General features: G+C 72.5%; 12 protein-coding genes. 4 read left to right on the top strand and 8 right to left on the bottom strand.

Going from position 1 to position 17760, the window contains the following annotated elements; translation table 11 throughout:
• Positions 1–101: 101 nt before the first annotated feature.
• Entirely contained in the window at positions 102–908 is an 807-nt protein-coding gene (locus tag AB0F58_RS26005; protein ID WP_357148041.1) for a TIGR03936 family radical SAM-associated protein, read from the bottom strand.
• A 93-nt stretch (positions 909–1001) separates the two neighbouring features.
• Complete coding sequence (locus tag AB0F58_RS26010) at positions 1002–2993, bottom strand: TIGR03960 family B12-binding radical SAM protein (protein WP_357148044.1); 1992 nt, start codon at positions 2991–2993, stop codon at positions 1002–1004.
• A 218-nt stretch (positions 2994–3211) separates the two neighbouring features.
• Here AB0F58_RS26010 and AB0F58_RS26015 point away from each other — a divergent pair, with 218 nt between their 5' ends.
• The gene (locus AB0F58_RS26015; protein WP_357148046.1) at positions 3212–5035 is read left to right on the top strand and encodes a hypothetical protein; all 1824 of its coding nucleotides are present in this window, start codon (positions 3212–3214) and stop codon (positions 5033–5035) included.
• 42 nt (positions 5036–5077) lie between these two features.
• Here the strand turns inward: AB0F58_RS26015 and AB0F58_RS26020 are convergent, their stop codons facing one another.
• Both AB0F58_RS26020 and ileS read right to left on the bottom strand, forming a co-directional pair.
• Positions 5078–5755: a lysophospholipid acyltransferase family protein gene (locus AB0F58_RS26020; protein ID WP_357148048.1), complete on the bottom strand. Its 678-nt coding sequence runs from the start codon at positions 5753–5755 to the stop codon at positions 5078–5080.
• Positions 5756–5918: 163 nt separating this feature from the next.
• Positions 5919–9149, bottom strand: a complete 3231-nt coding sequence (gene ileS, locus AB0F58_RS26025; protein ID WP_357148051.1) for an isoleucine--tRNA ligase — start codon at positions 9147–9149, stop codon at positions 5919–5921.
• 483 nt (positions 9150–9632) lie between these two features.
• Here ileS and AB0F58_RS26030 point away from each other — a divergent pair, with 483 nt between their 5' ends.
• Entirely contained in the window at positions 9633–10073 is a 441-nt protein-coding gene (locus tag AB0F58_RS26030) for a carboxymuconolactone decarboxylase family protein (protein WP_357148054.1), read from the top strand.
• A gap of 77 nt (positions 10074–10150) precedes the next feature.
• On the opposite strand, the gene ndk is transcribed toward AB0F58_RS26030, so the two are convergent.
• The gene (gene ndk / locus AB0F58_RS26035; RefSeq protein WP_357148057.1) at positions 10151–10576 is read right to left on the bottom strand and encodes a nucleoside-diphosphate kinase; all 426 of its coding nucleotides are present in this window, start codon (positions 10574–10576) and stop codon (positions 10151–10153) included.
• A gap of 143 nt (positions 10577–10719) precedes the next feature.
• Between ndk and AB0F58_RS26040 the strand changes: the two genes are divergently transcribed.
• Positions 10720–12300, top strand: coding sequence for a VOC family protein (locus AB0F58_RS26040; protein ID WP_357148060.1), 1581 nt, complete (start codon positions 10720–10722; stop codon positions 12298–12300).
• Between the two features lie 99 nt (positions 12301–12399).
• On the opposite strand, the gene AB0F58_RS26045 is transcribed toward AB0F58_RS26040, so the two are convergent.
• From AB0F58_RS26045 to AB0F58_RS26055, 3 genes are all read right to left on the bottom strand, one after another.
• Positions 12400–12816 carry a DUF4233 domain-containing protein gene (locus AB0F58_RS26045; protein WP_357148063.1) on the bottom strand — a complete coding sequence of 139 codons (417 nt, stop codon included), beginning with the start codon at positions 12814–12816 and terminating at the stop codon, positions 12400–12402.
• Positions 12813–14084, bottom strand: coding sequence for a folylpolyglutamate synthase/dihydrofolate synthase family protein (locus AB0F58_RS26050; protein WP_357148090.1), 1272 nt, complete (start codon positions 14082–14084; stop codon positions 12813–12815). Before AB0F58_RS26050 ends, AB0F58_RS26045 begins: the two co-directional genes overlap by 4 nt.
• An 86-nt stretch (positions 14085–14170) precedes the next feature.
• Positions 14171–16789, bottom strand: a complete 2619-nt coding sequence (locus tag AB0F58_RS26055) for a valine--tRNA ligase (protein ID WP_357148067.1) — start codon at positions 16787–16789, stop codon at positions 14171–14173.
• Positions 16790–16859: 70 nt separating this feature from the next.
• On the opposite strand from AB0F58_RS26055, the gene AB0F58_RS26060 reads away from it, so the two are divergent.
• A complete protein-coding gene (locus AB0F58_RS26060) occupies positions 16860–17546 on the top strand; it encodes a hypothetical protein (RefSeq protein ID WP_357148070.1) in 687 nt (228 codons plus the stop codon).
• The last annotated feature ends 214 nt before the right edge of the window (positions 17547–17760 follow it).

A 17760-nucleotide genomic window follows, 5' to 3' on the forward strand; every position in this document is an offset into this window, starting at 1 on the left:
GGTGAGCGCTGCCACGCAGGGTTGCCGCAATTTTTTTCCGCGGGCACGCGAGGTGCACGCCCGTCGAAGTCTGCCTGCCTGAGAACCGACCGGATGTCCGGTCAGCGCTCACCGATGATTGCCCCGTCGCGGTCCGCCTCCAACGGATCCGCGATCGCGCCCTGCGCGGTCAACGTGCCCTGCGCCAGCCGGGTCACCCGTGGCGACACCGGCGGCTCCAGGTCGGCCACCACGCGGAGGCCGGAAAGGACGTCATCGGGTCGAACGGCCGGGGTGACCTGCCGGACGACCAGTTCGAGTATCGCACACGGCACGCCGGTGACCTCGGAAGGAGTCTCCGCCGGATCGCGGACCTCGACCCGGACCACGGCGGCACGGGCGTCGAAGGTGCGTCGTCCCTGCTTCGTCATCCGCTCGACCAGCACCTCGTCGGCGGCGGTGAAGGCGTCCACGGCACGGTGCAGCGTGACCGGGTCGACCCCGGGCAGTTCGATCCACCAGTGGGACGCCTCGATCCGGTCGGCGAGGCTCCCGCCGCCGGCCACCACCGCCTCGAGCACGTCGAGACCGGGTGAGAGCGCGGCGTCCAGGGCGGTACGCAACTCGTCCGGGTCGACCGGGGCGCGCAGGCCGACCTCCAGGTACTCCGCCTCGCTGGCCACCCCGGTCGGCGCGGCGCTGGCATAGGAGATCTTCGGGTGCGGGGTGAAGCCCTGCGAGAAGGCGATCGGCACCCCGGCCCGCCGCAGCGCCCGCTCGAAGGCCCGCGCGAAGTCCCGGTGCGAGGTGAACCGCAGCGGTCCCCGCTTCGCGTACCGGATGCGGACGCGCTGGACGACCGGCGCCTGCCCACCCTCCGGCTGTGGTTTCTTGTTGATCGTCGTGCTCCTCGGAATGTCAGTACCCATCGATCACGGAGTCATTGTCGGCGACACACATCGTGACGACAACTCATGATCAGACCAGTCAGGTTCCGGCGCACGGCGAGCGCGCCGGGCTCGCTACTGGGCGGCCGGGGCGGGTACCCGCAGGCCGGTACCGGTGATCGGGGTGAGCGGGAGCAGCTTCCTCCCGGTCGGGCCGATCTGGATCTCGGTGTCCATGGACGGGCAGACGCCGCAGTCGAAACACGGCGTCCAGCGGCAGTCGTCCTGCTCGTACTCGGAGAGGGAGTCCTGCCAGTCCTGCCAGAGCCAGTCCTTGTCCAGGCCGGAGTCGAGGTGGTCCCAGGGCAGGACCTCCAGCTCGTCGCGCTGCCGGGTGGTGTACCAGTCGAGGTCGACGCCGAAGGTCGGCAGCACCTCGTCGGCGGCCCCGACCCAGCGCTGGTACGAGAAGTGCTCGCTCCAGCCGTCGAACCGGCCGCCGTTCTCCCACACCCGGCGGATCACCGCGCCGACCCGCCGGTCGCCCCGGCTGAGCAGGCCCTCGATCAGTGACGGCTCGCCGTCGTGGTACCGGAAGCCGATCGCCCGACCCAGCGACCGGTCGGCGTTGATCGCCTGCTTGAGCAGCTTGAGCCGGCCGTCGATGACCTCCGGCCGATCCATCGCGGCCCACTGGAACGGGGTGTGCGGCTTCGGCACGAAGCCACCGATCGACACCGTGCAGCGGATGTCCTTCGAGCCGGTCGCCGCCCGGCCGGCCCTGATCACCTCGTGCGCCATGTCCGCGATCTCGAGGACGTCCTCGTCGGTCTCGGTGGGCAGGCCGCACATGAAGTACAGCTTCACCTGCCGCCAGCCGTTGGTGTACGCGGTGACCACGGTGCGGATCAGGTCTTCCTTGGAGACCATCTTGTTGATCACCCGCCGGATCCGCTCCGACCCGCCCTCCGGGGCGAAGGTCAGACCGGTGCGCCGGCCGTTGCGGGACAGCTCCTGGGCCAGGTCGATGTTGAACGCGTCGACCCGGGTCGACGGCAGCGAGAGCGACACGTTCGTACCCTCGTACTGCTGGGCCAGCCCGGAGCACATGTCGCCGATCTCCGAGTGGTCGGCCGACGACAGCGAGAGCAGGCCTACCTCGTGGAAGCCGGAGAACTCCAGCCCCTGCCGCACCATCTGCCCGACCGTGGTGATCGACCGCTCCCGCACCGGGCGGGTGATCATGCCGGCCTGGCAGAACCGGCAGCCCCGGGTGCAGCCCCGGAAGATCTCCACCGCGTACCGCTCGTGCACCGTCTCGGCGAGCGGGACCAGCGGCTTCTTCGGGTACGGCCAGGCGTCCAGGTCCATCGTCGTGCGCTTGTGCACCCGGAACGGCACGTCCGCCCGGTTCGGCACGACCCGCTGGATCCGGCCGTCCGGCAGGTAGTCCACGTCGTAGAAGCGCGGCACGTAGACGCTCTCCGTGCGGGCCAGCCGCAGCAGCAGTTCGTCCCGGCCGCCGGGCGAGCCCTCGGCCTTCCACTCCCGGACGATCGTGGTGATCTCCAGGACGGCCTCCTCGCCGTCGCCGAGTACGGCGGCGTCGACGAAGTCGGCGATCGGCTCCGGGTTGAAGGCGGCGTGCCCGCCGGCCACGATCACCGGGTCGGTGTCGGTGCGGTCGGCCGCGAGCAGCGGGATGCCGGCCAGGTCGATCGCGGTGAGCAGGTTGGTGTAGCCCAGCTCGGTGGAGAACGAGACGCCGAACACGTCGAAGTCCCGCACCGAGCGGTGCGCGTCGACGGTGAACTGCGGCACGCCGTGCGTCCGCATCAGCCGTTCCAGGTCCGGCCAGACCGCGTACGTCCGCTCGGCGAGCACGTCGGGCAGCTCGTTGAGCACCTCGTAGAGGATCTGCACGCCCTGGTTCGGCAGCCCCACCTCGTACGCGTCGGGGTACATCAGCGCCCAGCGGACGGTTGCGGCGTCCCAGTCCTTGACCACCGCCCCCAGTTCACCACCGACGTACTGGATGGGTTTGGTCACCTGGGGCAGCAACGGCTCCAGGCGGGGCCAGACGGAGTTCGCCACGGTAGGGCGCGGCGCGGTGGACGGGACGCTCATGACGCCCAAGGGTACGCGCCCTCCCATCCGGGTCCGCCGGACCGGGTGGACCGAGCCGAAAGGACGACGCGGGACCGATCGGCCAGCGCGGGACACGCGGACGACCGACACCACCGCACGTCGTGACGGGGCGGGGCATCCCGGGTACGGGGGGCGCGAATGGCCCCGGTTGGCGTACCGGTACTAACCTCGCAACGGCGCGAGAGGAGATTACCGCGATGCCGGAACCGCAGCCGGGAGCAGAAGGACCGGCCGCCGGGAACACGCCGGCCCCACCACCGTCGGTGACGGAGGCCCGGGACCAGGTGGTTCCCGGCGAGCCCGCCCCCTCCGCCGTCCCCACCGGGCGGACGCTCGGAGACGCGTCGGACGGCTCGTCCGGTGAACCCGCGACCGAGGAGCGGACGCTCGGGAACGCGTCGGACGGCTCGTCCGGTGAACCCGCGACCGAGGAGAGCCCTGCGGGACCGGACCGGACCGTCGTGGACGCGACCCGTCCGGAGGTCACCTCCACCGCACCCGAGTCCACCCCGGCACGAGGTGTCGCGGCGACCGCCAAGGTCCCCGCTCCCGTCCAGCGCAAGGCCGTACCCGACCCGACCCGGGTCGAGCCGGTGCCGGTCGAGCCGGCCGCGCCGCCGCAGCAGCGTACCCCCGACGCCACCCGTGTCGACCGCGCCGGCCCCGATCCGACGAAGCTCGACGCGTCCCCCGCCGCCCCGCCCGCACCACGCTGGAGCGGGTCGGCCGCGGTGCCGCCCCCCAAGCCGAAGAAGCGCGGTTGGGGCCACTCCGCCGAGCCGACCCCGCCACCCGTGCCGCCGCCCGCCCCGCCGGAGAGCCAGGCGCCGGTCGACCCGTGGGCCGGGGCCGACACCGGCAGCTGGGACCTGAACGCGGGTTACGAGCCGCTGCCGCCCACCCGGATGTACCCGGCACCGCCGGACCCCCCGGCCTGGACGCCGCCGGACCCGCCGGCTCCGGCTTGGGCTCCGCCGCCGGTCATCCCGCAGCCCCCGCCGGCGGCGCCGGTCTCCGGGCAGCCGATGCCCCCGCCGGTCGCGCGTCCCGTCTCCCCGCCCCCGCAGTCGCGTCCCGTGTCGCCGCCCCCGCAGGCATATCCCGGCCCGCCGGCCGCGCCGGCGCGTCCCGTGTCACCGCCGGCCGCCCGACCGGTGTCGCCACCGGCCTTCCCCCCGCCGTCCTTCGCACCGAAGCAGTCCTACCCGCCGCAGCAGTCGTTCGCGCCGCCGCCGGCACGTCCGGTGTCCCCGCCGTCGGCGCAACCCGCGCCGCCGCCGCAGGCCCGGCCGGTTTCCGCGCCGCCGCCGCAGGCCCGACCGGTTTCCGCGCCGCCGCCGCAGGCCCGGCCGGTCCCGCCACCGGTGTCCGCACCGCCGCAGCGGCGCAACCCGACGCCCGCCCCGGTCGGCCGGCCGCCCAACTGGCAGGCCCCGCAGGGCTACGCTCCGCCCCCACCACGCAAGAAGCGGCGCTGGCCGACCCGCATGCTGATCATGAGCCTGCTCTCGATCGCCTGCTGCTGCGGTTGCCCGGCCTGGTTCGGCAAGCCGATGTGGGACCAGTACCCTGCTGCGGCGGTCCTGCCCCCGCAGGTGGCCGACCTGCGGCTCCAGACCGACGCCCGCAGCGAACAGACCGCCGACGAGTTGCGCGGCGAGGTGAAGACCGAACACACGCTGGCCGAGGAGGTCTTCGCGGGGGTCTACAGCACCCCGCAGGGCAAGACCGTCACCGTCTTCGGCAGCACCGGTTTCCGGTTCACCCCCGAGTCGGACGCCGAGAAGGAGCTGACCCGGCTGACCCCGAAGTACAAACTGGGTACGCAGCAGGTGGTCGAGACCGACGTTCGCGGCGAGCACCAGCGCTGCGCGGTCGGCCGCGCGGACAACGTGGACGTGGTGGTCTGCACCTGGGCCGACCACGGCAGCATCGCCAGCGGGGTCTTCACCCGACTCTCGCTGCCCGACAGCGCCACCCTGCTCGGCAACCTGCGGGAGCAGATCGTCACCCGGCAGTGATCCGGTCCGCCGCCGGCCGGTGACCGCGCCGCGCGGAGCGGGTCAGCCGGCCGGCTGGGAGCGGGGCGGGGCGTAACGGGACACGTACTCCTGGCCGGTGAGCTTCTGGATCTCGCTCATCAGCTCGTCGGTCATCGCCCGCAGCGACGTACGGTCGTCGGGGCGCCCGGTGAAGTCCAGCGGCTTGCCGAACCGGACGGTGATCTTCCCCTGCCCGAGGCGGGGCATCCGGGCGCCGATCGGCTGCACCTTCTCCGTACCGATCATGCCCACCGGGACGATCGGCACGCCGGCCGAGACGGCGAGCCGCGCCGCGCCGGTACGCCCCCGGTACAGTCGGCCGTCCGGCGACCGGGTCCCCTCCGGGTAGACGACGACCAGGTCGCCGCCGCGCAGCGCCGGGATCGCCGCGTCGAACGCGGAGAGCGCGGCCCGGCCACCGGCCCGTTCCACCGGGATCGCGCCCAGCCCGGTGAGCACGGACTTGGTCAGCCTCCCCCGGAACCCGGTGCCCCTGAAGTACTCCGACTTGGCCCAGAAGGCGAGGTGCCGGGGGATCGTCGCGCCGAGGAACAACTCGTCGGCGACGGAGAGGTGGTTGCCGGCGAGGATCGCGCCACCCTGCTCCGGTACGTGCTCCAGACCCTCCACGGTCGGGCGCCACCCCCACCGCAGCAGGTTCCCCACGGTGTACTGGCCGATGGTGTAGAGCGGCGGCACGGGTCCTCCGGCGGTCGTACGGGTTCAGGCGGTGTCACGTTAGCCCACGCCCCGCCGGTGGCCGGCAACCCCCGGCGGGTTACCCGACGGACGGGACCGGAGCCGACGGGGAGGGCCGCCACCTGCGGATTCGGCCCTCCCCTGCGACCGGCGTGCCGGACTCTCACACCCGGCGTACGGCCACCGTCACCCGGTCGCCCTCGCCGACCTCGCCGAGGAACCCGTCGACCGCGTCGGCGAAGTCCACGGACTCCGCCAGCACCTCCCGGGCGACGAAGTCCCGGTACGCCGACACCGCCGCCCGGACCTCGTCCGAGCCGGCCAGCACCAGCGCCACCCGGTCCGACACGTCCAGGTCGGCGTCCCGACGGGCCTGCTGGACCACCCGGACGACGTCCCGGGCCAGCCCCTCGGCGGCCAGTTCCGGGGTGACGGTGGTGTCCAGCACCACCACCCCCTCACCGGCGGGCAGCGGGGCGGAGTGCTCCGCGTCGGCGGCGACCAGGCGCAGTTCGTACTCGCCCTCGGCGAGGGTGACCCCGGCGGCGACCGGCGCGCCGTCGACCAGCTGCCACTCCCCCGCCTTGACCGCCTTGATCACCTGCTGCACCTGCTTGCCGACCCGGGGGCCGAGCGCCCGGGGCACCACGGTCAGCACCTGCTGGCAGTAGTCGGCCACCGCCTCGGTGAACTCCACCGCCTTGACGTTGACCTCGTCGGCGACCAGGTCGGCGAAGGGCCGCAGCGCCGCCGCGGCCGGCGAGGCCACGGTGAGCGTCGCCAGCGGCAGCCGGACCCGCAGCCCCTTGGCCTTGCGCAGCGACAGCGCCGCCGAGCAGACCTCCCGGGTGGCGTCCATCGCCGCGACCAGGTCGTGATCGGCCGGGAACTCGGCCGCCGACGGCCAGTCGGTCAGGTGCACCGACCGCTCCCCGGTCAGTCCGCGCCAGATCTCCTCCGCGGTCAGCGGCGCCAGCGGCGCGACCACCCGGCAGAGCGTCTCCAGCACCGTCCACAGGGTGTCGAAGGCGTCGGTGTCACCGGACCAGAACCGGTCCCGCGAGCGCCGCACGTACCAGTTGGTCAGCGCGTCCAGGTAGGACCGCACGGTGGCACAGGCCCCCGAGATGTCGTACGCGTCCAGCTGCGCCTGCACCGTGGCGACCAGTTCGTTCGTCTTCGCCAGCACGTACCGGTCGAGCAGGCCGCCAGCGGCGTCGCCGGTCGGCGCGGCGTCGGTCTTCCGCTTCGCCGTGTACCCGGCGGCGTTGGCGTAGAGCGAGAAGAAGTACCAGACGTTCCAGAGCGGCAGCAGCACCTGCCGGACGGCGTCCCGGATGGCGGCCTCGGTGACGAGAGCGTCTCCACCGCGCACCACCGGCGAGGCCATCAGCATCCAGCGCATCGCGTCCGACCCGTACGAGTCGAAGACGTGGTACACGTCCGGGTAGTTGCGCAGGCTCTTGGACATTTTCCGGCCGTCCGAGCCGAGCAGGATGCCGTGGCTGACGCAGTTGCGGAACGCCGGCCGGTCGAACAGCGCGGTGGCCAGCACGTGCATGGTGTAGAACCAGCCGCGGGTCTGCGGCATGTACTCGACGATGAAGTCGCCCGGGTAGTGGCTCTCGAACCAGTCGGCGTTCTCGAACGGGTAGTGCACCTGGGCGAACGGCATCGAGCCGGACTCGAACCAGCAGTCCAGCACCTCCGGCACCCGGCGCATCACGGACTTCCCCGTCGGGTCGTCCGGGTTGGGGCGGACCAGCTCGTCCACCGCCGGCCGGTGCAGGTCGGTCAGGCGTACGCCGAAGTCCCGCTCGATCTCCGCCAGCGAGCCGTACACGTCGATCCGGGGGTAGGCCGGGTCGTCGGACCTCCACACCGGGATCGGCGAGCCCCAGAACCGGTTCCGGCTGATCGACCAGTCCCGGGCGTTGGCCAGCCACTTGCCGAACGAGCCGTCCTTGATGTGCCCCGGGGTCCAGTTGATCTGCTGGTTCAGCTCGACCATCCGGTCCTTGAACTGCGTCACCGCCACGAACCACGACGACACCGCCTTGTAGACCAGCGGGGTGTCGCAGCGCCAGCAGTGCGGGTACGCGTGGGTGTAGGTGTCCTGCTTCAACACCACCCCCCGCTCCTTCAGCTCCCGGATCACCGGCTTGTTGACGTCGAAGACCTGCTCGCCCTGGTACGGCGGGACCAGCCCGGTGAACCGGGTGTGGTCGTCCACGGTGACGATGGTCGGGATGCCCGCCGCGTTGCAGGTGTTCTGGTCGTCCTCACCGAAGGCCGGGGCCAGGTGCACGATCCCGGTGCCGTCCTCGGTGGTGACGAACTCCGCACCGAGCACCTGGTACGCGTTCGGCCCGGCCCGCTCCACCAGGAAGTCGTAGAGCGGGGTGTAGAACCGGCCCACCAGGTCCGCGCCCCGAACCGTGCCGACCTGCTCGTACCCCTCCAGCTCCTTGGCGTACGCGGCGAGCCGCGCCGCGCCGACGAGGTACCGCTCACCGGCGCGCCCGCTGTCGGCGGAACCCCGGTGCTCCAGCACCGCGTACTCGATGTCCGGGCCGACGGCGAGCGCCAGGTTCGACGGCAGGGTCCACGGCGTGGTGGTCCAGACACCGAGGCGTACCGGCCCGCGCACCAGCTCCGGGGCGTTCTCGTCGGGGGTCAGCGCGAACCAGACCGACAGGGTCGGGTCGTGCCGGTCCCGGTAGACGTCGTCCATCCGGGTCTCGGTGTTCGACAGCGGCGTCTCACACCGCCAGCAGTACGCCAGCACCCGGAAGCCCTCGTAGACCAGCCCCTTGTCGTGCAGGGTCTTGAAGGCCCACATGACGCTTTCCATGTAGTCCAGGTCGAGGGTCTTGTAGTCGTTGGCGAAGTCGACCCAGCGGGCCTGCCGGGTGACGTACCGCTCCCAGTCGTGGGTGAACTCCAGCACCGAGGTACGGCACGCCTCGTTGAACCGTGCCACGCCCAGGTCGAGGATCTCCGCCTTGCTGGTGATGCCGAGCTGCTTCTCGGCGACCACCTCGGCGGGCAGGCCGTGGCAGTCCCAGCCGAAGCGCCGCTCCACCCGCCGTCCGCGCATGGTCTGGTAACGCGGCACCAGGTCCTTGACGTAGCCGGTGAACAGGTGACCGTAGTGCGGCAGGCCGTTGGCGAACGGCGGCCCGTCGTAGAAGACGTACTCGTTGTCGGCGTCACCCGCGCCGTCGGTGGAGCCGGCCGTCGTCGGCTGCCGGCCGGAGGCCGGCCGGGCCTCCACCGACGCCTCGAAGGTCTTGTCGGCCGCCCAGTGCTCCAGGACCCGGCGCTCGACCGCGGGCAGGTCCGGGCTCGCCGGGACACCGGCGGCAGTCGAATCGTGCAACGGATAGGCCATCGGGGGTCGCTCTCCTCGCGTTACGACGACGCCGGCTCGGCGCGCCTGGCGCCGCACCCGACCCGGAGCCGTCGAGCTCACTGGTCGTGCGAGGACGAGCGTTTCGGGTACGCCGGGACGGCGTCGCCCGAGCGGCCCGCGGTACCACCCCGCTTGACGGCCGAGACTCGACCGCCCGCTCGTTGGCCGGCTGTGACGGGCCGGACCCGTCCGGTTCTACTCGGACGCGATGCGCCCTTTCTTCCGGAGGCTCACCGGTGATGGCCGGGTCGTCGCCTGTGCCGACAAGCGTACTCGACCCCGTACGCCCACCGCCGCCGAGTTGACCGGCCCCCGCCCGCCCGCTCCGGCGGCCCCGCCGCCGCGACGACCCGGACGCCTTCGACGGCTCGCCGGTGGGTGACGCGGGTCTCAGCCGGTGCCGGTCACACCCGGGCGGCCCGGCCCGTCAGGTCGGTGCAGAACACGGACGAGGGAGGACCCATGCAGGCACGGATGAACGTGGCCCAGGTCGCGCCGGAGGCGTACCGGGCGGTGCTCGGCCTGGAGAAGTACGTACGGGCGAACGTCGCGCACCAGGTGCTGGAACTGGTGAAGCTGCGCGCCTCCATGGTGAACGGCTGCGCCTTCTGCGTCGACATGCACAGCCGGGAGGCGCTCGACGCGGGCGAGTCCAGCCGTCGGCTGTTCGCGGTCGCCGCCTGGCACGACGCGCCCTTCTTCGACGAGCGGGAACGGGCCGCACTGGCGCTCACCGACGCGGTCACCCGGCTCGGCGAGCACGGCGTTCCGGACGAGGTGTGGGACGACGCGGTCCGGGTCTTCACCGAGAAGGAGGTGGCCGACCTGATCATGGCGATCGCCACCATCAACGTGTGGAACCGGGTGTCGGTGACCACCCGCACCCAGCCGCCCACGGACTGAGGTGGTGGCAGGGGTCCCCTGTCACCGCATTCCGCGGAGCAGGGGACCCGCGCAGGGTTTGGGGAGAGCCGGGACGCTCAGCCGATCTCGGGGAACCAGAGGGCGATCTCCCGCTTGGCGCTGTCCACCGAGTCCGAGGCGTGCACCAGGTTCTCCCGGTTCGACAGGGAGAGGTCGCCCCGGATCGTGCCGGCGGCGGCCCGCCGCCCGTCGGTCGCGCCGATCAGCCCGCGCACCACGTCGATCACCTGGTCGCCGGAGAGCACCAGGGCGACCAGCGGCCCACCCGTCATGAAGTCCTTCAGCGGCGGGTAGAACGGCTTGTCCACGTGCTCGGCGTAGTGTTCGTCGGCCAGCGCCGCGTCCATCGTCCGCGACACCAGGGCCTCGATGCGCAGGCCCTTGCGCTCGAACCGGGAGAGGATCTCGCCCACCAGGCCGCGCCGGACCGCGTCAGGCTTGATCAGTACGAGCGTGCGATCGTCCGGGCTGATGCTGGACACGCTGGTTTCCTCCTGTGCGCGGAATTCGGTACGGCTCGGTACGGTCAGCCTAGCGACCCGGCCCCGGCACCGGCGCGGCGGATGCTCCTTCCTTCCGTCGCTGATCCGGCCTAGCCTGGCCCTTGACCCTCGGGAGGTCCACAGTGGCGAATGGCGGGAACCGGTCGATCGCGCCGGTGCGGAAGCTGATCGCGGCGGTGCTGGGCACCGTGGCGACCTTCGTGGTCCTGTTCGGGCTGGGCATGACGAGCTGGTCGATCGTCGCACTGGGCGTGGCGCTGGTGGCCCTGGCGATCGCGCTGGCCACCTTCAAGACCGGCGGCCGGGCCTGGGTGATCGGCGTCGGCCACGTGCACAGCGCCTCCGAGCCACCCACCACGTACTCCTTCGGCCGATGCGAGTTGCAGCTCGTCATCGACGCCCCGGGGATGCCACCCCGGTCCAAGAAGATCATCGAGCCTCGGGTGCCGGTGGCCAAGTGGCCCGCCATCGGGCAGACGCTGCCCATCCGGGTCGCCCTCGACGACCAGCGACGGATCCGGGTGCTCTGGGACGAGGTCCCCACCCACGCCGAGACGGCCGCGTCCGTGGCCGACCTCCCGCCGGAGTACGCCGGCGCGGATCCGCTCGACGAGGTCCTCATCCAGCAGGACGCGCCGCCGTGGGCCGAGCGCGGCCCGGACGACGACTACCGCGACACGTCCGGTGGGGACTCGCTCCTCGACGACCTCGGCGGTTCCGGCGAGGACCGGGAGGCGGTGGTGGTCCACCAGCGCCCGGGGGGCCCGGTGGTGCTGGAGGGCACCCTCGTCGAGTCGCCGGCCCCGCTGCCGCGCCGGGCCACCCCCGCCCCGCGTCCGCCCGTCGAGGACGCCCCGACGAGCGCGTTCGGGGACCCGTACGCGGGCTCGCCCGACGACCCGTACGCCAGCCGGCCGCTGCGCCCGTACCGGGACCCCTACGACGAGCCGCCCGGCGACCCGGACCTCGACCGGCCCGCCTCCCCGTACCGCGACCCGTACGACACGCCGCTGGACGACGACGACCCGGTGCGTCCCGCGACCGCCCGGCACGATCCGTACGACGAGCCTCCGCCGGTGCCGGTCGGGCCGCCCGGGGCGGACGAACCGACCCAGCCGATCACCCGGGCGGAGCCGGACGACGCGGACGAGCCGACCGAACGCGTCGAACTCATCGAGAGCCCGGTGGCCCCCGTCCGGCAACGCGTCGACGAGCCGATCGTGGATCCGGTCGACGTGCCGCTCGACGCGCCCGACGACGCGCCCGACGCCGACGACCTGGACGGGGCGATCTTCGGGTACGACGAGGGGACCGGCCACACCGCAACCCCGATCAGCGGCGTCGGGATCACCGTGCTCGTCACCGACCTGGACCGGTCGATGGAGTTCTACCGGGACACGCTCGGCTTCACGGAGGTCGACCGGGGGCCGGGCAACGCCGTCCTCGCCTCCGGCAGCACCCGGCTGGTGCTGCGCGAGGTCAGCGGGGCCGCGCCGATCAGCCGCCGGCTCGTGCACGTCAATCTCGAGGTGGACGACATCCAGGCCGCGTACGAACGGCTCCGCGGGTCCGGCGTCCGCTTCACCTACGCCCCGCGGGTGGTCAACCGGGGCACGAAACTGGACGTCTGGGCCGCCGCCTTCCGGGACCCGGACGGCCACGGCATCGCGCTCACCCAGTGGCGCACCCGCGCCGACGCCTGACCGCCCCGCCCCGCCCCGGGGAACCAACCGCACTCGGCCGCCCGCCGAGTCCCGTCCCGCACCCGGTCCGCCCGACCGGGTGCGGGTCCGGCCGGCGGCTCAGTCCAGGATCACCCGCCGGACGTGCAACGCGTACGCCCACACCACGCCGAAGATGACACCGAGCGCCGCCAGCGACAGGTGCAGGAACCCGCCGAGGGCGAGCACGACCTGGAGCAGGGTGCCCAGGTGCCACGCCCACCGGCGGCCCATCATGCCGGCGAGCAGCACCGCCAGGACGGCCAGACCGACGATCAGGCCGATCGCGGCGCCGCTGAGCTGCCCGCCGAGCACCCGGATCGGTTGGATCGCCAGCAGCAGCACCAGCGCCTCCAGGCCCAGCACGGCGGAGCCGAGTCCGCGCACCGCGCGCTCCGGGTTGCGCAGCCCGGACCGGCGGCCGGTCGGCGACTGCCCGCCCGGCCCCGCCGGGTCGCGCCCGGGTTCCGGGCGGGCGGCCGGGTCCGGGACGCTCACCGCTTCAGCAGCCGACGGGCGTCGGCCACCGTCACCACCGACCCGGTGATCAGCACACCCACCCCGCTCAGCTCCCCCGGCACGTCGGACTCGGCGAGCGCGACGGCCGCCTCGATCGCGTCCGGCATCTCCTCGGCGCTCTCCACCCGGTCCGGGCCGAAGACCTCCCCGGCCAGGGCGGCCAACTCCGCCACGGGCATCGCCCGGGGAGAGCTGTTGCAGGTCACCACCAGCTGGTCGACCACCGGTTCCAGCAGCTCCAGCAGGCTCGCCGCGTCCTTGTCGGCGAGCACCGCCACCACCGCGACCAGTTTGCTGAACGCGAACTCCTCCTGCAACGCGGTGACCGTGGCGGCCATCCCGTGCGGGTTGTGCGCGCCGTCCAGCAGCACCGTCGGGGCCGCCCGGACCCGCTCCAGCCGGCCCGGTGAACTGGCGGTGGCGAAGCCCTCCCGGACCGTCTCCACGTCCAGCTGGCGCTTCGCGCCCGCGCCGAGGAAGGCTTCGACCGCGGCGAGCGCCACCGCCGCGTTCTGCGCCTGGTGTGCGCCGTGCAGCGGGACGAAGACCTCGTCGTACACGCCGCCGAGCCCCTGGAGGGTCAGGACCTGCCCGCCGACCGCCACCGACCGCCGCAGGACGCCGAACTCGGCCCCCTCCCGGGCGATGGTCGCGCCCACCTCGGCGCAACGCTCCAGGATCGGCCGGGCGGCGTCCTCCTCCTGGGCGGCGGAGATCACCGTCGCGCCCTTGTGGATGATGCCCGCCTTGGCCAGCGCGATGTCCTCGATCGTGTCGCCCAGCCACTCGGTGTGGTCCAGGCCGATCGGGGTCAGCACGCACACCCCGGCCTGGAGCACGTTGGTGGCGTCCTCCGCCCCGCCCAGGCCGACCTCCACCACCGCGACGTCGACCGGAGCGTCGGCGAACGTGGCGAACGCCAACGCGGTGGTCATGTCGAAGTAGGTCAGCGGCTCGGCGGACCGCTGGTCGACCAGCGCGGCCAACGGCGTGACCTCGCGGTACGTGTCGACGAAGCGTTCCTCGCCGACCGGCTCCCCGTCCAGGCTGATCCGCTCCCGGACGGTCTCCAGGTGCGGGCTGGTGTACCGGCCGGTGTGCAGCCCGAACGCCCGCAGCAGCGAGTCGATCATCCGCGCGGTCGAGGTCTTGCCGTTGGTGCCGGTGAGATGGATCGACGGGTACGCCCGCTGCGGGCTGCCGAGCAGGTCCAGCAGCATCTCGATGCGGTCGAGTTCGAACACCATGCGGGTGAAGCCGCGGCCGGCGAGTTCCGCCTCGACGGCGGCGAAACCCGTCCGGTCGGGACTTCCGGTGCGGTCGGTACGGTCGGTCACGAGGGCAGCGCCTCCAGAGCAGTGTCGATCCGGACGAGGTCGGCCTCGGCCGCCGCGAGCCGGTCACGGATCTTGTTGACCACCGGCTCGGGGGCCTTGCCGACGAAGGCCGGGTTGTCGAGCTTCGCCCGCGCCTGCGCGACCTCCTTCTCGGCCACCGCGCGGTCCTTGGTCAGCCGGGCCCGCTCGGCGGCCACGTCGATCGAGCCCCGGGTGTCCAACGCGACCACCACCTCCCCCGGCAGGGTCAGGGTGGCGCTGGCCTGGAAGTCCGCTCCGGCCGCGTCGAGCCGCACCAGCGAACGGATCAGCCGCTCGTGGGCGGCCACCCCCGCCCCGGCGAGCCCGTCGAGCCGGGCGACCACCCGCTGGGTCGGCCGCAGGCCCTGGTCGGAGCGGAACCGACGGATCTCGGTCACCACCCGCTGAACGGTGCCGACCTCGCCCTCCGCGGCGTCGTCGACCAGGGTGCGGTCGGCGACCGGCCAGCCGGCCGCCAGGACCGTTCCACCGCCGGTCAGCGCGGTCCACAGCTCGTCGGTGACGAACGGGATCACCGGGTGCAGCAGTCGCAGCAGCTGGTCGAGCACGTGGCCGAGCACCCGGCGGGTGGCGTCGGCCGCCGCACCGCCCTCGGCGAGCACCGGCTTGCTCAATTCCACGTACCAGTCGCAGACGTCGTCCCAGGCGAAGTGGTACAGCAGGTCGCAGACCTTCGCGAACTCGTACGCCTCGAACTGCGCGTCCACCTCGGCGGTGACGTGCGCCAGCCGGGACAGCACCCAACGGTCGACCGTCGACAGCTCGGCGGCGGCCGGCAGCGGCCCGGCGGTGTGCGCGCCGTTCATCAGCGCGAACCGGGTCGCGTTCCAGAGCTTGTTGCAGAAGTTCCGCGAGCCCTGGCACCAGTCCTCGCTGACCGGCACGTCCCCGCCCGGGTTCGCGCCACGGGCCAGGGTGAACCGGGTGGCGTCGGCGCCGTAGCGGTCGATCCAGTCCAGCGGGTCGACCACGTTGCCGAACGACTTCGACATCTTCTTGCCGTGCTGGTCGCGGACCATGCCGTGCAGCGCCACCACGTCGAACGGCGGCTTCCCGTCCATCGCGTAGAGGCCGAACATCATCATCCGGGCGACCCAGAAGAAGAGGATGTCGTACCCGGTGACCAGCACGCTGGTCGGGTAGAACTTCGCCAGATCCGGGGTCTGCTCCGGCCAGCCCAGCGTGGAGAACGGCCAGAGGCCACTGGAGAACCAGGTGTCCAGGACGTCCTCGTCCTGCCGCCAGCCGTCGCCGGTCGGCGGTTCTTCGTCGGGGCCGACGCAGACCACCTCGCCGTCCGGGCCGTACCAGACCGGGATGCGGTGCCCCCACCAGAGCTGGCGCGAGATGCACCAGTCGTGCATGTTGTCGACCCAGGCGAAGTACCGCTTGGACAGCTCGGCCGGCTCGATCCGCACCCGACCGTCACGCACCGCGTCGCCGGCCGCCTGGGCCAGCGGGGTGGTGTTGACGAACCACTGCAACGACAGCCGCGGCTCCACCGTCGTCCGGCACCGCGAGCAGTGCCCGACCGCGTGCACGTACGGCCGCTTCTCCGCGACGATCCGGCCCTGCTCGCGCAGCGCGGCGACGATCGCCGGCCGGGCCTCGAACCGGTCCAGCCCCTGGAACGGGCCGTGCGCGGTGATCACGCCGCGCTCGTCCATCACGGTGAGGGACGGCAGGTCGTGCCGCTGGCCGATCTCGAAGTCGTTCGGGTCGTGCGCCGGGGTCACCTTGACCATGCCGGTACCGAAGGAGGGGTCGACGTGCTCGTCCCCCACGATCGGGATGCGCCGCCCGGTCAGCGGCAGCTCCACCTCGGTGCCGATGAGGTGCCGGTAGCGCTCGTCGTCGGGGTGCACCGCCACGGCGGTGTCGCCGAGCATCGTCTCGGCCCGGGTGGTGGCCACCACCACCTCGTCGCTGTACCGGATGGAGATCAGCTCACCGTCGTCGTCGGTGTGCTCCACCTCGATGTCCGACAGCGCGGTCAGGCAGCGCGGGCACCAGTTGATGATCCGGTTGGCCCGGTAGATCAGGCCGTCGTCGTAGAGCTTCTTGAAGATGGTCTGGACGGCCCGGGACAGCCCCTCGTCCATGGTGAAGCGCTCGCGCTCCCAGTCCACCGAGTCGCCGAGCCGGCGCATCTGGCCGAGGATCGCGCCACCCGACTCCGCCTTCCACTGCCAGACCCGCTCGACGAACTTCTCCCGGCCGAGGTCGTGCCGGGAGAGCCCCTGGGCGGCGAGCTGCCGCTCCACCACGTTCTGGGTGGCGATGCCCGCGTGGTCCATGCCGGGCAGCCAGAGCGCCTCGTACCCCTGCATCCGCTTGCGGCGCACCAGGGCGTCCTGGACGGTGTGGTCGAGGGCGTGCCCCATGTGCAGGGACCCGGTGACGTTGGGCGGCGGGATGACGATGGTGAACGGGGGCTTGTCACTCTCCGCCGACGCCCGGAAGTGGCCGCCGGCTACCCACTGCTCGTACCGTCGCTGCTCTACCTCGCCCGGCTGGTACTGGGCGGGCAGTTCGGGGGCGTCGGGGCGTCGGGCATCCAGTCTCTCGGTCACCTAAGAAAGTCTACGGAGCGCTTCGACGGACCTGACGTGCGCCACCGGTGGTTCGCGTACGGTGGCGGACATGTCCGACGCACACCTGTCCGATCGTTCGCTGTCCGACCGGTCAGAGCCGATCGACCTCACCATGGAGCCGATCCGACTCGGCCACCCCGATCCGGACGACGACGAGGGCACGCAGCGCCCGTCCCGTTCGCGACGCTGGAAGATCGCCATGAGCGCCGGACTCGCCGTGGGGCTGCTCGGGGCGGGGGTCTTCGGCACCTTCGGCTGGCGGGTGGCGCAGCAGAAGGACACCGACGTCACGGTACGTCCGCAGGTCGCCGGTCTCCAGCAGGACGACAGCGAGCGGGCCCGCAGCACCGCGGACTACCTGCGCAGCGGCTTCGCGGCCAGCATCGCCTTGGACCGGAGCTTCGGCGCGGTCTACCAGGACCCCGCCGACGCCCGGAAGTCGGTGCTCGTCTTCGGCGGCACCACGCTGCTCTGGCAGCCGGAACGGGAGCTGGACACCCTGTTCGGCATGATGACCGACGAGACCGGGGCGGTGGACGGGTTGCGGACGGTTCCGGCCGGGAACCTCGGCGGGGTGATGAAGTGCGGCACGACCAGCGGCGACGGCGGCGACTTCGCGGTCTGCGGTTGGGCCGACCACGGCAGCGTCGCGATGGGGATGTTCCCCGGCCGTTCGGTCGACGCCGCGGGCACCCTGTTCCGTCGGATCCGTGAGGGTATCCAGACCCGCGCCTGATGCCGGGCCATGCCTCCGCCGCCGGCCTCAAGCCCACGAGGGGCCGGCGGGCGGAAAGGCGCGTCGCCAACCGGTCCGGAAGACACCACTTCTTTCAGGGCCCGGCCGGTGGTTGTGCCGGCAACGCAACGAGGGCCACCCCGATAACGGGGTGGCCCTCGTGAAAGAAGTCCGGCGGTGTCCTACTCTCCCACACCCTCACGAGTGCAGTACC

Origin of the sequence: Micromonospora sp. NPDC023956 (assembly GCF_040639195.1) — a bacterium.
Classification (GTDB): domain Bacteria; phylum Actinomycetota; class Actinomycetes; order Mycobacteriales; family Micromonosporaceae; genus Micromonospora.